Consider the following 16094-nt stretch of genomic DNA (forward strand, 5'->3'; position numbering starts at 1 on the left):
TCTCAGCTCTCAGGCCATGCCGAAGTTGTCGTCGAGCAGTGCGAACAGTTCGTCCGCCGAGGCCGTGGCCGTCTCGTCGGCAGGGTGGCCGGCGGCCGTCTCCAACGGGCCGCCGCCGGAGCCGCCGGGCCCGGCGGCCGGGCCGACGCGCCGCGTCCACTCGCGCAGCAGGTCGTTCAGCCGGTCGCCGATCCCCTCGGTGCCGGGCGCGCCCGGCGTCAGGGCGGCGAGCTTGGCGGCCAGGTCGTCCAGCTCGGTCAGCCGGGCCGGCGCGGGGGCGGCGACGGCGCTCAGTTCGTCGTGGAGGTGGTCGGCGAGCGCGGCGGGCGTGGGGTGTTCGAAGACGACCGTCGGGGGGATGGACAGCCCGGTGGCCGTGCACAGTTGGCTGCGGAACCGCATCGCGAGCATCGAGTCGAAGCCGACCTCGGAGAAGGCGCGGTCCGGCGGCACGGCGCCGGCGCCCGGGTGGCCGAGCACCGCGGCGGCGTGCCGGGTGACCAGGTCGAGGACCGCTTGGCGGCGTCCCGGCCCGTCGAGCGACGCCAGCCGGGCCGCGAGCCGGGCGGCGGGCGGCTCCTCTTCGTCGGCCGCCGACGCGTGCTCCGGCGAGGGGGCCGAGGTGCTGGGGACTGCCGCGCTGGGGACCGACGTGCTGGGGGCTGCCGCGAGGCCCGCCGCACGGTCGGCCGGGGAGGCCTTGACAGCCGGGGAAGCCTGAGGAGCCTCGGCAGTCTTGGCAGCCGAGGCCGAGGGGGTGGAGGAGGCTGAGGGGGCTGAAGCGGCCGACGGGTCGGCAGGCACCGGCTCGGGGGCGGCGGAGATGCCGCTGCGGCCCGGTGTGGGCAGCCAGTAGCGGTCCCGCTGGAAGGGATAGGTCGGCAGCGGTACGGGCCGGGCCTCTGCGCCCTCATCATCCTCACCGGCCTCGGGCAGCAGCGCGGCCCGGTCGACCGGGGCGCCGGCCGCCCACGCCTCCGCCGAGGAGGCCAGCAGCCGGTCCCGGCCGCCGTCGTCGCGGCGCAGCGTCCCCACGCCCGCCATCGCCCGGCCGGACTCCTCGGCGACCCTCTCGGCCGCGGCGAGCAGCACCGGGTGCGGGCTCACCTCGATGAGCAGGTCGTGCCCCGCCGCCAGAAGGGCACGGGTGGCACCCGCGAAGTCGACGGGCTCGCGCAGGTTCCGGTACCAGTAGTCGGCGTTCAGCAGGGAGCCTTCGATGGGCCCGCCGGTGACCGCGGAGTACAGCGGCACGACGCAGGAGCGCGGGCACACCGGGGCCAGTTTAGTCAGCAACTCACCCTTGATCTCTGCGACTTGATCGGAGTGGGCGGCGTAGTCGACGGGGATGCGCCGGGCCCGCAGACCGTGTTGTACGCAGGCGGCCAGCAGCGCGGCGAGCCCGTCCGGCTCGCCCGCGACGACCACGGCCTCCGGACCGTTCACCGCGGCGACGCAGCTCCCGTCACCGTCCGAGAGCAGGCCGCGGACGCGCTCCTCCGGCGCGGCGACGGACACCATGCCGCCCCGGCCCGCCAGGCGGAGCAGCGCCTTGCTGCGGAGCGCCACCACCATGGCCGCGTCCTGGAGCGAGAGCGCGCCCGCGATACAGGCGGCGGCGATCTCGCCCTGGCTGTGGCCGATCACGGCGTCGGGCCGGACGCCGATGGCGCGCCAGTACTCGGCCAACGCGACCATCACGGCGAACAGCGTCGGCTGCACGACATCGACCCGGTCGAGTGACGGAGCGTCAGGGTCGTTCCGCAGCACCTGCGTCAGCGACCAGTCCGTATAGGGGGCGAGGGCTTCCGCGCACCTCTCGATGGAGTCCGTGAACACCGGTTCGTCACCCAGCAGTTGGGAGGCCATGCCCGCCCACTGGGACCCTTGTCCGGGGAACACGAAGGCTGTCCGGCCGCCCCTGGACCGGCGGCCCTGCACCGCACCGGTCGCGGGCGCCCCCTCGGCGAGCGCGCCGAGCCAGTCCAGCAGCTCCTCCCGGCCGGCGCCGACGGAAGCAGCCCGGCAGGGGAAGGCCGTACGGGTCGTGGCGAGCGCCCTGGCGAGTTCGGCGGGCCGCACGTCCGGGTCGGCCTCGACCCGGGCCAGCAGCTGCCGCGCCTGGCGTCGCAGCGCGCCGGGGGTACGGGCGGAGAGCAGCCACGGGACGGCGGCGGGAAGCGCCGGGGCGGGCGTAACGGTGTGTCCTGCGTCCAAGGCAGAGGCTGCGGCATCGACGCGAGACGCAGGCAAGGCACCGCCGTGCGGAAGCGGTACCGGCACAGCCGCACCGTCCAGGACCGGCACAGCCGCGTCACGCGCGACCGGCGCGGCCTCGGGCGCCTGTTCCAGCACGGCGTGGGCGTTGGTGCCGCTCATCCCGAAGGCGGAGACGCCGGCCCTGCGCGGCTGGTCCCCGGCGTCCCACGGGCGGGACTCGGCGAGCAGCCGGACCGCGCCCGCGGACCAGTCCACCCGGCTCGACGCCTCCTCGGCGTGCAGCGTGCGCGGCAGCACCCCGTGCCGCAGGGCCATGACGGTCTTGATGACGCCTGCGACGCCCGCGGCGGCCTGCGTGTGACCGATGTTCGACTTCAGGGACCCGAGCCACAACGGCCGTTCTGCTGGCCGCTCCTGACCATACGTCGCCAGCAGCGCCTGCGCCTCGATGGGGTCGCCCAGCGTCGTGCCGGTGCCGTGCGCTTCCACGAGGTCGATCTGCGAGCCGGACAGTCCGGCGCCCGCGAGCGCCGCGTTGATGGCCCGCTGCTGGGCGGGGCCGCTGGGCGCGGTCAGGCCGTTGCTCGCGCCGTCCTGGTTGACGGCGGTGCCGCGTACGAGCGCCAGTACCGGGTGGCCCAGGCGCCGCGCGTCGGACAGCCGCTCGACGAGCAGTACGCCCACGCCCTCGCCCCAGCCCGTACCGTTCGCCGACTGGGCGAAGGACCGGCAGCGGCCGTCGGGTGACAGCCCCTGCTGGCGGCTGAACTCCACGAAGACGTCCGGGCTGGCCATCACCGCGGCCCCGCCGACCAGCGCGAACGAGCAGTCCCCGGACCGCAGCGCCTGCCCCGCGAGGTGGAGGGCCACCAGGGAGGAGGAGCAGGCCGTCTCCACGGTCACGGCGGGCCCCTCCAGGCCCAGGGTGTAGGAGATCCGGCCGGACGCCACGCTGGTGACGGTGCCGCTGAGCAGGTGCCCTTCGACGTCGGCCGCCGGGTCGTGCGGCCCGGTCCCGTACCCCTGGGAGGCCACGCCCACGTAGACGCCGCCCTGGTCGCCGCGTACGGAGGCCGGGTCGATCCCGGCCCGTTCCAGCGCCTCCCAGCCGGTCTCCAGCAGCAGCCGCTGCTGCGGGTCCATCGCCAGGGCCTCGCGCGGCGAGACTCCGAAGAACTCGGCGTCGAACTCGCCCGCGCCGTCCAGGAATCCGCCGCCCGTGGCGTAGAACGTGCCCTGCCGCTCGGGGTCCGGGTCGTACAGCTCGGCCAGCGGCCAGCCACGGTCGGCCGGGAGGTCCCCGATGGCGTCGACGCCGTCGGTCACCAGGCGCCACAGGTCCTCGGGCGAGCGGACGCCGCCGGGGAAGCGGCAGGCCATCGAGACGATGGCGAGCGGTTCGCCGGCCGGTGCGGGCGGCGTGGACAGTACGGGTGACGTGGTTGGGACATGGAGCGGCGGCGCGGCGCCGGTCAGTTCGGCGAGCAGGTGGTCGCCGAGCGCGGTGGCCGTCGGGTGGTCGAAGACCGTGGTCAGCGGCAGTGGCAGGCCCGTGGCTGCGATCAGCCGGTTGCGCAGTTCGACGGCGGTCAGCGAGTCGAAACCCGCGTCACGGAACGGCCGGTCGGCCGCGATGGAGCCGGTCGTGTCGTGGCCGAGCACCTCCGCCGCCTCGGCGCGTACGAGTTCGCGCAGCCGGTGCCCGCGCTCGGTCTCGGGCAGCTCCGCCAGTTCCCGCCGCCACACGTCGTGGGCGTCCGATCCGGGGCCCTCGGTACGGTCCTCAGGGCGGTCGTCGGCCGGAGCGGCGTCCGGCAGGCGGCGCAGCAGCGCGCTGGGGCGGGCCGACAGGAACGTCGGCGTGAAGCTCTGCCAGTCCATGTCGGCGACGACCAGTTCGCTCTCGCCGAACGTCAGCGCCCGCTGGAGCGCGGCCAGCGCCGCCGCCGGCTCCATCGGCACCAGGCCGTGCCGCCGCAACTGCCGGCCGACGTCGCCGTGCGCCATGCCCGCGCCGGACCAGGGGCCCCAGGCGACGGAGGTCGCCGCGAGCCCGCGGGCGCGCCGCGCGGCGGCCAGGGCGTCGAGGTGGGCGTTGGCCGCCGCGTAGGCGGCCTGGCCGCCGCTGCCCCAGGTCGCGGAGATCGAGGAGAAGAGGACGAAGGCGTCCAGCGACGGCCCGTCGAACAGGGCGTCCAGGTTGTCCGCGCCGCGCGTCTTGGCGGCGGTCTCCCGGACCACGTCGTCGAGGGTGCAGTGCTCGATCCTGGTGTCCGAGGTGAGTCCCGCCGTGTGCACGACGGCCCGTACGGTCTCGTGCTCCGCCCGCAGCCCCTCCACTACCCGCGTCAGCTCGGCGCGGTCGGCGACGTCGCAGGCCAGGACGGTGCTACGGGCGCCGAGCGCCGACAGTTCGGCGGCGAGTTCGGCCGCGCCCGGCGACCGCGGGCCGCGCCTGCTCAGCAGTACGAGGTGCTCGGCGCCGTCCGCCGCCAGTCGCCGTGCCACGTGGGCGCCGAGGCCGCCCGTACCGCCGGTGACGAGCACGGTGCCGCGCGGCTTCCAGCGCTCGGCGGCAGGTCCGGCGGGGACCGGCGCCCGGTCCAGCCGACGACCGAAGAGCCCTACGGCGCGGACAGCCACCTGGTCCTCGCCGTCCAGCACGGCCAGCACGGCGCACAGCCCGTCCAGCGCGGCGTCGTTCAACGCACCGGGGAGGTCGGCCAGGCCGCCCCAGCGGTCCGGGTGTTCCAGCGCGGCGACTCGGCCGAGGCCCCAGAGCTGGGCTTGTACGGGGTTGACGGGGGGTGGTTCGTACGGTGCGGGGGTGCCGTCCGGTGTCGCAGCCCCGTCCAACGTCACGGCCCCGCTCGTGACACACCACAGCGGCGCGATCACCTCACGGTCGCCCAGCGCCTGGATGAGCAGAAGCGTCGCCGCCAGGGCAGCGCTCGGCGCGCCCGGGTCCGGGTCCGGGTTGGGGTCCGGACGGCCGTCGTCGGCGAAAGCGAGCAGGGAGAGTACGCCCGTGATGTCGGCCGCCTTGTCCGTCGGCAGCAGCCCGGCCAGTTCCGCGCGCCCGGTCCCGGCCGCGACCCTCAGGACCGTGACCTCGGCACCGTGCCGAGCGAGGGCGTGTTCGCAGGCGAGGGCGTGTTCCGTGCCGCCCGGCCCGTCCGCCGGGGTGACGAGCAGCCAGGTGCCGGAGAGGCGGGTGGCGTCGGCCGGTGCGGGGAGCGGCTGCCAGCCGACGCGGTAGCGCAGGCGGTCGGCGGCGGCATCGGCGGCGCGTCGCGACCGACGGGACGCGAGGGCCCGTGGTACGTCCTCCAGCGCCGCGCCCTCGTCCAGACCGAGTTCGGCGGCGAAGGCCCGTACGCCGTCGGGCCCGTCGAGCCCATCGAGCAGGTTCCACAGTTCGTCGGGCGCCGTCCCGGCTGCCGTGGGCGCGGGCGCGGGTTCGGGCCAGAAGCGCTTGCGCTGGAAGGCGTAGGTGGGGAGGGTGACGCGGCGTACGTCCATGCCGCGCCAGCCGGTCGGCCAGTCGACCGGTACGCCGCGCACATGCAGCCCCGCCAGCGCGCCCCGTACAGCAGCCGTCTCAGGCCGGCCCTCGCGCAGCATCGGCAGCGTCTCGCAGCCGTCGGCGTGCTCCAGGCAGCCGTGCAGCATGCCGGAGAGCACCCCGCCCGGCCCCAGTTCCAGGAACGTCGTCGCGCCCTCGGCCCGCAGCCGCCGGGCGCCGTCCAGGAACCGCACGGTGCCGCGGACGTGCCGTACCCAGTAGTCGGGGGAGCACAGTTCTTCCGCGGCGGCCGGCTCGCCGGTCAGGTTGGAGACCACGGCGATCCGGGGCGCGGAGTACGTCAGGCCCTCGGCGACGCGTCGGAACTCGTCCAGCATCCCGTCCATCCGCGCGGAGTGGAAGGCGTGGCTGACGGCCAGTCGCTTGGTGCGGCGGCCACGGGAGCGGAACTCCTCGGCCAGCCGCAGCACCGCTTCCGCGTCACCGGACACCACGGTGGAGTCGGGCCCGTTGACGGCGGCGATGTCCGCCGGGGCAAGGTCACTTGACGATCCGGCAGCGATCGTCTCCCGGACTTCCGCCTCCTCGGCCTCGATCGCCGCCATCGCACCGCCCTCGGGCAGCGCGTCCATCAGCCGGCCGCGTGCGGCGACGAGCGCGCAGGCGTCGCGCAGGTCCAGGACGCCCGCGGCGTGTGCGGCGGCCACCTCGCCGATCGAATGCCCCATCAGCAGATCGGGCCGTACGCCCCAGTGCCGTACGAGCCGGAACAGCGCGGTCTCCAGCGCGAACAGCGCGGGCTGGGTGTAGCGGGTCCGCTCCAGCAGCTCCGCTTCGGGCATGCCGTCCTCGGCGAACAGGACGTCGCGCAACGGCACTTCGAGGTGCGGGTCGAGTTCGGTGAGCACCTCGTCGAGCGCGTCGGCGAAGACGGGGTCGCGGCGGTAGAGCTGTGCGCCGGCGCCCGCGCGCTGGCTGCCCTGCCCGGGGAAGAGGAAGGCCGTGCGCCCGGGCAGGCCCGCCGAGCCGGTGAGCACCGAAGCCGGGCGGCCTCCGTCGGCGTACGCCCGCAGCGACCGCAGCACGGACTCCGGCTCCGTGCCGAGGACCGCCGCGCGGTGCTCCAGCGCGGCCCGGCCGGAGGCGAGCGAGTAGGCGACGTCCGCCAGGTCTGCGTCCGGTCGGTCGGCGAGGTGGGCGTGGAGGCATGCCGCCTGGGCCCGGAGCGCCTGCGGGGTCGCGGCGGAGAGCAGCAGCGGTACGGGCAGGGGCCGGGGAGCCGGGCGGTCGCCGCCCTCGGCGGCGGTGGCGGCGGCATCGGCATCGGCATCCTCGTGAAGGCTGCTGCCGGACGAGCCTCCGAGGCTACGGGCGGGTGCGCTGTCGCCCGTACCCGCCGGGGCCTGTTCCAGGACCACGTGGACATTGGTCCCGCTGATGCCGAAGGAGGAGACGCCCGCGCGGCGCGTACCGCCGCTCTCCGGCCAGGGCGTCCGCTGGGCGAGCAGCCGGATTCCGCCCGCGGACCAGTCGACGTGCGGGTTGGGGTCGCCGAGATGCAGGGTGCTGGGCAATTCGCCGTTGCGGATCGCCAGCACCATCTTCATGACGCCCGCGACGCCCGCCGCCGCCTGTGTGTGCCCGATGTTGGACTTGACGGAACCGAGCCACAGCGGCCGGTCCGCGGGCCGCCGCGCTCCGTAGACGGCTTGCAGCGCCTGCGCTTCGATGGGGTCGCCGAGCCGGGTCCCGGTGCCGTGCGCCTCGACCGCGTCGACCTCCTCCGGCCGCAGTCCGGCGTCGACGAGGGCGGCGCGGATGACGTTCTGCTGGGCGGGCCCGTTGGGCGCGCTGAGTCCGTTGCTCGCCCCGTCCTGGTTCACGGCGGTGCCGCTGACCACCGCGAGCACGGGGTGGCCGTGGCGCCGGGCGGCGGACAGCCGCTCCAGCAGCAGCACGCCCGCCCCTTCGCCCCAGCCTGTGCCGTCGGCGTCCGCGGAGAACGCCTTGCACCGCCCGTCGGGCGCGAGTCCGCGCTGGCGGCTGAACTCCACGAAGAGCTTGGGCGTGCTCATCACGGTGACGCCGCCCGCGAGCGCCTGCTCGCAGTCGCCGCGGCGCAGCGCCTGCACCGCCAGGTGGAGGGCGACGAGGGAGGACGAGCACGCCGTGTCGAGGGTGAGCGCGGGCCCTTCCAGACCGAGGACGTAGGAGACCCGGCCGGAGAGGACGCTGGCGGTGTTGCCGGTGAGGAAATGCCCTTCGGACGCGCCCGGAGCGCCCTCCAACTGGGCCAGGTAGTCCTGTCCGTTGGTGCCGAAGTACACGCCGACCTGACGCCCCCTCAGCGCGGTCGGGTCCTGCCCGGCCCCCTCAATGGCTTCCCAGGAGGTTTCCAGCAGCAGCCGCTGCTGCGGGTCCATGGCGAGGGCTTCACGCGGCGAGATCCCGAAGAACTCGGCGTCGAAGCCGCCGGCGTCGGCTATGAAGGCGCCCTGATCGCTGTAGGTGGTGCCCGGGTGGTCGGGGTCGGGGTCGTACAGCCCCTCGGCGTCCCAGCCCCGGTCCAGTGGCCAGTCCCCCACCGCGTCGATCCCGTCGGCGAGCAACGCCCAGAAGTCCTCCGGGCGTTCGACGTTCCCGGGGAACCGGCAGCCCATGCCGACGATGACTACGGGGTCGTCGTGGTACGGGCGTTCCGGCGCGGTCCCATCCTTCGCCACCGGGCCGGGCTTGGAGCGGGCGGCGGCGTCGGTCCCGCTCAACTCACCAAGGGCGGCCAGTTCGCTGATGATCCGTTCGGCGAGCGCGCTCGGTGTGGGGTGGTCGAACACCACGGTGGCGGGCAGCTTGAGGCCGGTCGCGACGCCGAGCCGATTGCGGAGTTCCACCGCTGTCAGGGAGTCGAGGCCCAGCGCGGCGAACGCCTCGGCGGGCCGTACCGCGTCGGCCGTACGGTGCCGCAGCACGGCGGCCGTGTGAGTGCGCACCAGGTCGGTGGCGCACTGGATTCGGTCCTCAGCACTCGCCGGCGCGACCAGCCGCGCCCGCACGGAACCGCCGCCCGTAACGTCCCGGCCACCCGGAGCGGCCCCGACCGCCGCCTCCGGCGCGCCCGTCTCCGCCCCCGGGTCCGGCAGCTCGGCCAGCAGTGCGCTGGAGCGCAGCCCCGTCCCCTCGGCGAACCGCCGCCAGTCGACGTCGGCCACCAGGACGAGCCCGTCGTCCTCCGCCACGGCCCGGTCGATCGCGGTGACGGCCGACTCCGGGTCCATCACCGGCATCCCGAAGTCCCGCAGCCGTGCGGCGACTTCGTCGTCGAGCATCCCCGCAACGGCCCACGCGCCCCAGGCGATGGAGGTGCCAGGGAGGCCGTCGGCACGGCGGAGCGCGATCAGGGCGTCCATCGCGGCGTTCGCCGCCGCGTAGTTGCCCTGTCCGGCGTTGCCGACGACACCCATCACCGAGGAGAAGACGACGAACGCGGAGAGGTCGAGGTGCGCCGTGACCTCGTGCAGGTTCTGAGCGGCTGTCAGCTTGGCCCGCAGCGAAACGGCGAGCCGCCCGGGGGTCAGCGCGTCGAGCAGCCCGTCGTCCAGCACGCCCGCAGCGTGGAAGACACCGGTCAACGGGGCGTCGGCCGGGATGCCCTCGACCAGCGCCGCCAGCGCCTCCCGGTCCGCGATGTCGCAGGCCGCGATGTCAACTGCCACACCCAGCTCGGCGAGTTCCGCGCGCAGTTCCTCCGCGCCGGGGGCTTCGGCGCCGCGGCGGCTGGCCAGGAGGAGCCGTTCGGCGCCCTGCGCCGCGAGTCGGCGGGCGGTGTACGAGCCGACGCCGCCGGTACCGCCGGTCACCAGGGCCGTACCGCCCCGCTCCCAGCGCCCGCCGGTCGCGTACGGTCGCGGGGGCGCGGCCAGCAGCCGCCGCCCGTGCACTCCGGTGGAGCGCACCGCCACCTGCTCCTCGCCGGCCGCCGCGCCGGCCAGCACCGCGCACAGCCGGAGGGCCGCGCGCTCGTCGAGCGCCGCCGGCAGGTCGGCGAGCCCGCCCCACCGCTGGGGGTGTTCGAGCGCCACCGTACGACCGAGGGCGGCGACTGCGGCGTGAGCGGGCGCGCCGGGCCGCTCGGCCCCGCCCACGACCGCCGTACCGTGGGTCAGCAGCCACAGCGGGGCATCGATTCCGGCGTCCCCGAGCGCCTGCGCCAGAGCGAGAGTGAGCGACAACGCACCGGGCAATTCCGGGAGTTCGGGATGCGGCCGCTCCTCCCAGGCGAGGAGCGAGAGCACTCCGGCGATCGGCCGTTCGTCGGGGGCGTCGGGTGTGTCGGGTGCGTCGGCCGGAGGAGCGTCCGTCGGGGGCACGTCGGCCGGGGACGCGCCCGCCGGGGCCGCCGCATTCGTCGCGGATACGTCGGCCGGACCAGGGCCCGTCCGGGCCGCTTCCGTCAGTGCGGCGGACAGTTCCTCCCGTGTCGCGCCCGGACCGGCGGCGGTGACCAGGGTCAGTTCGACACCGACGCCGGTGAGCGCGTCGAGGACCCCGGCCACGGCATCGCTCGCGGGAGCGCCGGGGAGTTCGGGGACCACCGCCAGCCAACGGCCGGCGAGCGGGGCACCGGGCGGGACCGGCACCGGACGCCAGCCGACGTGATAGCGCCACGAGTCCGCGCGCCGCTCGCGCGTCTGCACGGAACGCCAGGCGGACAGGGCGGGAAGCACCTCGCCCAGGGCTTCGAGGCTGACCCCGAGCGTCTTGGACAGCTGCGCGGGGTCCTGCCGCTCCAGCCCCTCGAAGAGGTCATCAGCGGAAGCCGCGGAGGCGGAGACAGAGGCAGAGGCAGGAGCCGACGAGGACGAGGCCGAGGACAGCCAGAAGCGTTCGCGCTGGAAGGGATAGGTCGGCAGGTCCACGCGGCGCGCACCCGGGTACGTGCCGGAGAAGTCCACCGGCAGCCCGCTCGCCCACGCCTGCCCGAGCGACAGCAGCAGCCGATCCCGGCCGCCGTCATCACGGCGCAGCGTCCCCAGCACCACCGCCTCGACCCCGGCCGCCTCCGCCGACTCCTGCACCCCCACCGCCAGCACCGGATGCGCACTCGGCTCCACAAAGAACCGGAACCCTTCCGCCAGCAGGGCCCGCGTCGCCTCCTCGAAACGCACCGTCTGCCGCAGGTTGCGATACCAGTACTCGGCGTCCAGGACTGTGGTGGACTCCAGCAGTTCTCCGGTGACCGTGGAGTAGAACGGAACGTCGGTCTGCTGGGGCATCACATCAGCAAGCTCCAAAAGGAGTTGGTCATGAATGTCCTCAACATGAGAGGAGTGCGAGGCGTAATCCACCGGCACGCGCCGGGCCCGCACCTCCCGCACCTCGGCCCGCTCCAGCAGCTCGTCCAACGCGCCCGCGTCACCCGACACGACGGTGGAGGCAGGGCCGTTGACTGCCGCGACGGACAGCTTGCCGTCCCAGTCGGCCAGCCACTCCCCCACCTCAGCAGCAGGCAACGCCACAGACACCATCCCGCCACGCCCCGACAAGGCGCGCAGCGCCTTGCTCCGCAGCGCAACCACCCGAGCCGCATCATCGAGCGACAGCGCCCCGGCAACGCAGGCGGCAGCGATCTCCCCCTGAGAGTGACCGACGACAGCGGCCGGCTCCACGCCGTACGAACGCCACACCGCTGCCAGCGACACCATCACCGCGAACAACACCGGCTGCACCACGTCAACCCGCTCAAGCGACGGAGCGCCAGCCCGCGCCCGTAGAACATCCTCCAACGACCAGTCGACGAACGACGACAGAGCCAACTCACACTCCGCCACCCGAGCAGCGAACACCGGCTCCACGTCCAGCAGTTCGGCCGCCATCCCCACCCACTGCGAACCCTGACCAGGGAAGACGAAAGCCACCTCGCCGCTCGCCGCGACCGTCCCCTGCACGAGTCCGGGGACGCCGGAGCCCGCCGCCAAGGCGTTCAGGCCCTGCCGGAAGTCGTGCGCGTCCGCGCCGACCAGTACCGCCCGGTGCTGGTGAGCCGCTCTTCCCGTCGCCAGGGAGTAGCCCACGTCCGCGACGCTCAACCCGGCCTGGGCTTCGAGCAGTCGGTGCGCCTGGTCGCGCAACGCCTGCTCGCTCTTGGCGGACAGGGTCCACGCCAGAGTCGACGCGCCGCACGGCGCCCCGTCCCTCTCCGCGCCCAGCACCGCCTCGTCGGACGCCGTCTCATCCGGCACCGTCTCGTCGGCCGCGATCTCGTCGGGCTCCGGCGGTGCCTCTTCGAGGATGACGTGCGCGTTGGTGCCGCTCACGCCGAACGACGACACCCCCGCCCGACGCGGACGACCAGCCGACTCCTCCCGCGAATTCAGCGAATTCAGCGAATTCAGCGAATTCCATGAATCCCACGGCCGGGACTCCGTCAGCAGCTCCACCGCGCCCGCCGACCAGTCCACTTCCGGCGTCGGCCCGTCCACATGGAGCGTCTTCGGCATCACCGCGTGACGCATCGCCAGCACCGCCTTGATCACACCGCCCACACCGGCCGCCGCCTGCGTGTGGCCGATGTTCGACTTGAGCGACCCGAGCATCAACGGCCGTTCGGGCGAGCGGTTCTGACCGTACGTCGCCAGCAGTGCCTGCGCCTCGATCGGATCACCCAGCCGGGTCCCCGTACCGTGCGCCTCCACCAGATCCACATCCGCCGCACGCAGCCCGGAATCCGCCAACGCGGCACGGATGACTCGCTGTTGAGAAGGCCCATTGGGAGCTGTCAGACCGTTGCTCGCGCCGTCCTGATTGACCGCGCTCCCCCGCACCACCGCCAGCACCGGATGCCCCGACCGCCGCGCGTCCGACAGCCGCTCCAGCAGCAGCATCCCCACACCCTCGGCCAGGCCGAACCCGTCGGCGTCCGCCGCGAACGCCTTGCAGCGGCCGTCCGGCGCGAGGCCGCCCTGGCGGCTGAACTCGACGAACATGCCCACGGTGGACATCACGGTCGCGCCGCCGGCCAGTGCCATCGCGCACTCGCCGGAGCTGATGGCGCGGGCCGCGAGGTGCAGGGCCACCAGCGACGAGGAGCAGGCCGTGTCGACGGTGATCGCGGCGCCTTCCAGGCCGAGGGTGTAGGCCAGTCGGCCGGACGCGACGCTTCCGGTGTTGCCGGTGAGCAGGTGTCCGCCGACTTCGCCGCCGTCCTGGAGGCGGGGCCCGTAGTCCATGGTCATCGCGCCGACGAACACTCCGGTCCGGCTGCCGCGCAGCGTGGCGGGGTCGATGCCGGCCCGTTCGAACGACTCCCAGGCAGTCTCCAGCAGCAGCCGCTGCTGCGGGTCCATGGCCAGGGCCTCACGGGGCGAGATGCCGAAGAAGCGGGCGTCGAATTCGGCCGCGTCGTGCAGGAAGCCCGCTTCGCGCTGGTAATAGCGGCCGGGCTGCCCCGGTTCGGGGTCGTAGTGGGCCGCGGTGTCCCAGTCCCGGTCGGTCGGGAAGGGCGTCACGGCGTCGGCGCCGTCGGACACCAGCTGCCACAGTTCGTCGGGGGTGCCGGCGCCGCCGGGATAGCGGCATGCCATCCCCACGATCACGACGGGGTCGTCCTCGTCGGAGGCCCCGAGAGTCGTCAGCTCCGCCGCCTCGGCGGCGGCATCGGCGACACCAGCATGGTCACCGTCCAGTTCGACGCGGAGCGCCTCGGCCAGGGCGCCGGGTGTCGGGTGGTCGAAGACCGCGGTGGCCGGTACCCGCAGCCCGGTGGCCGCGCTCAGCCGGTTGCGCAGTTCCACGGCCGTGACGGAGTCGAAGCCGAGGTCGAGGAACGGCTGGTCCGCCGGTACGGGCCCGGTCCGGCCCATGAGTCCGGCGACCTCGCGGCCGATGAGCTTGAGCAGCGCCGCGCGCCGCCCGGCCGCCGGGAGCGCCGCCAACTCGGCGCGGAGTCCACTCCCCGGAGCGTCGACGGCCACCCGCGCACGATTGGTCCCCTCGCCGCCCGGCCCCTCGCCATCCGGTCCCTCGCCGTCCAATTCCTCGCTGGCCGGTTCGCCAAGGTGTCGGGGGAGTTCGGCGGCCCGGGCGTCGTGGCCGGCGTACACCGCCTGCCAGTCGGGCGCGACGCCGTGCGCGTACAGCTCGCCCAGCGAGGTCAGGAACCTCTTGAGGTCCCCTTGTTCGCGCCGGAGCGTCCCCATGACGTGTGCGTCGGCGCCGCTCTCCTCGGCGCTGCCCTGCATGGCGGAGGTGAGCACAGTGTGCGGGCTGACCTCCAGCAGCGTCCCGTAGCCGTCGGCGAGCAGGGCGCGGGTGGCCGAGGCGAAGTCGACGCGGCCGCGCAGGTTGCGGCACCAGTAGTCGGCGTCCAGGACCGGGGTCTCCAGGAGGCCGCCGGTCAGTGCGGAGTAGTAGGGAAGCCTGGCGGGGCGGGGCCGGATGGGCGCGAGGTCCGTACGCATCCGGGGGATGATCTCGTCGATGTGCGCGGAGTGGGCGGCGAGCCCCACGGCGACCTTCCGAGCGTGCACACCGGCCCGCGCGAGGTCCGTGAGCAGTTCTTCGGCGGCGTCGGCGTCGCCGGAGACGATCGCGGAGCGGGGGCCGTTCACCGCGGCGACGACCAGTCGGCCGGACCACCGTTCCAGCCTCGGGGCCAGTTCCTCCGCCGCCGCCATGACGGAGACCATCTCGCCCCGGCCGGCCAGCGTCGCCTGGGCCTGGCTCCACAGCGCGACGACCCGTGCCGCGTCGTCCAGGGACAGCGCGTCGGCCACGGCGGCGGAGGTGATCTCGCCGACGCTGTGGCCGAGCACCGCGCCGGGCTCCACTCCGTACGAGCGCCAGAGCTCCGTCAGCGACAGCGTCATCGCGAACAGCACGGGCTGCACGACGTCCGCGCGGCCGAGGTCCGGCGCGTCGGGCGCGCCGCGCAGCAGGTCGATCAGGGACCAGTCGGTGAAGGTTTCCAGCGCCTGGGCGCAGTCGTCCATCCGGCGCCGGAAGACCGGGGAGGTCTCCAGCAGCCGGGCCGCCATGCCGGGCCACTGGGCGCCCTGGCCCGGATAGACGAACGCCGTCCCGCGCCCCGCACGCCCACCCCCGCCCTCGACCTCGGCCAGTCCGGGCGCGCCCCGGCCGTCGGCGAGCGCCTCCAGGAGGTCCAGGAATCCGGTCCGGTCGTCCGCGACCAGTGCGGCGTGCCGCCTTCCGGTGAGCGCGGTACCGGCGAGGGCGAGCCCGATATCGGCCGGGCGCCAGTCCTCCCGGCCGCGGAGGTGTTCGCGCAGGCGCCGTGCCCGGGCCGCCAGCGACTCCCTGCCGCTGCCGCTGCCGCTCAGCATCCACAACAGGGGCGAGCCGGAACCGGTTCCATGCACCATCGCGCCTCAGGGCTCCTTCGCAGCGAGTCGGGCCATAAGTTCGGTGCTCTCAGCGGGTGCTCAAGAGCGCGCCGGTCACCTGCGGACTGATCTACGCCCTTTGGCAGCCGCTACGGGACGTGCAGTTGAGATCGTGCCGGGCCGGTGTAGCAACCCGATATCGCAAGGCGCGACAGCGGCGGACGGTGTGGCCGGATGCCGCTCGGGTACGTGGTCCAAGGCGAGGCGAGTGAGGCGACCGGTGAGCGCGGGAGGAGCGGTTGGGACACGCCGGCGAGGTGGCCGGAGAACGATCGCCGTCGCTGATCGCCCGTAGGGATCACACCAGAAGGGGTACGGAGCTCATGATGAAGCGCATCTTCGCGACCACGGCGACGGCCGGGCTGCTGCTGCTCACACCGCTCGGCAGCGCCGCGGCGTCGGCCGACGCGCCCGGCGGCGGCGTACTGGGGCCGAACGGCTACAAGAGCCTCCATCTCGGGCAATCCGAGCATGAGGCGGAACAGACCGGCCTGCTGGTGGACAAGCAGAGCGGCGGCGGTTGCGCCATTTACCATTTGCGCCCCGCCGAGGGGAAGCCGAATCCCGGCGGCGGCGTTTTCATCGAATCCCGCAAGGGCGTAGCGATGATCACGGGGACCCATCTGATCCGCACACCAGAGGGGGTCACCATGGGCACCGGTCTGGACCGGGTCAAGGCCGCCTATCCCCGGCTGAAGAAAATCGACGACTGGATCTTCGAGACGCCCGCTCCGGGCGGTGAACACGGCGAGCGCTACCGCATCGCCTTCGACGACCGGGACAAGGTGTCCGACTTCGCGCTGGAGGCCGCGGACCGGGGCCGCTGCGACAGCTGAGGCCGTCACATGGATGACCCGGCCGACGCGTCGAGACGGCCGGGCTCGCCGTACTGCTCTCCGGCTTTCCCGTCGCGCACCTCATCACGCTGGTCATCGACCTGTACGGCGTGC

Annotated in this window: 2 protein-coding genes; one reads left to right on the forward strand and one right to left on the reverse strand. The window is 74.2% G+C overall.

What is annotated here, in order from left to right:
- Nucleotides 1-9: 9 nt before the first annotated feature.
- Nucleotides 10-15123: a type I polyketide synthase gene (locus AB0I22_RS35960; RefSeq protein WP_363135229.1), complete on the reverse strand. Its 15114-nt coding sequence runs from the start codon at nucleotides 15121-15123 to the stop codon at nucleotides 10-12.
- Nucleotides 15124-15467: 344 nt separating this feature from the next.
- Here AB0I22_RS35960 and AB0I22_RS35965 point away from each other — a divergent pair, with 344 nt between their 5' ends.
- Nucleotides 15468-15980, forward strand: coding sequence for a hypothetical protein (locus tag AB0I22_RS35965; protein ID WP_363135230.1), 513 nt, complete (start codon nucleotides 15468-15470; stop codon nucleotides 15978-15980).
- Nucleotides 15981-16094 lie beyond the last annotated feature (114 nt).

The organism is Streptomyces sp. NPDC050610, from assembly GCF_040654875.1.
In the GTDB taxonomy this organism is placed as follows: domain Bacteria; phylum Actinomycetota; class Actinomycetes; order Streptomycetales; family Streptomycetaceae; genus Streptomyces.

Excerpts from the sequence above, each read along its gene's own strand:
- AB0I22_RS35960 (WP_363135229.1), bottom strand. The coding sequence starts at position 15,123 with ATGGTGCATGGAACCGGTTCCGGCTCGCCCCTGTTGTGGATGCTGAGC.
- AB0I22_RS35965 (WP_363135230.1), top strand. The coding sequence starts at position 15,468 with ATGATGAAGCGCATCTTCGCGACCACGGCGACGGCCGGGCTGCTGCTG.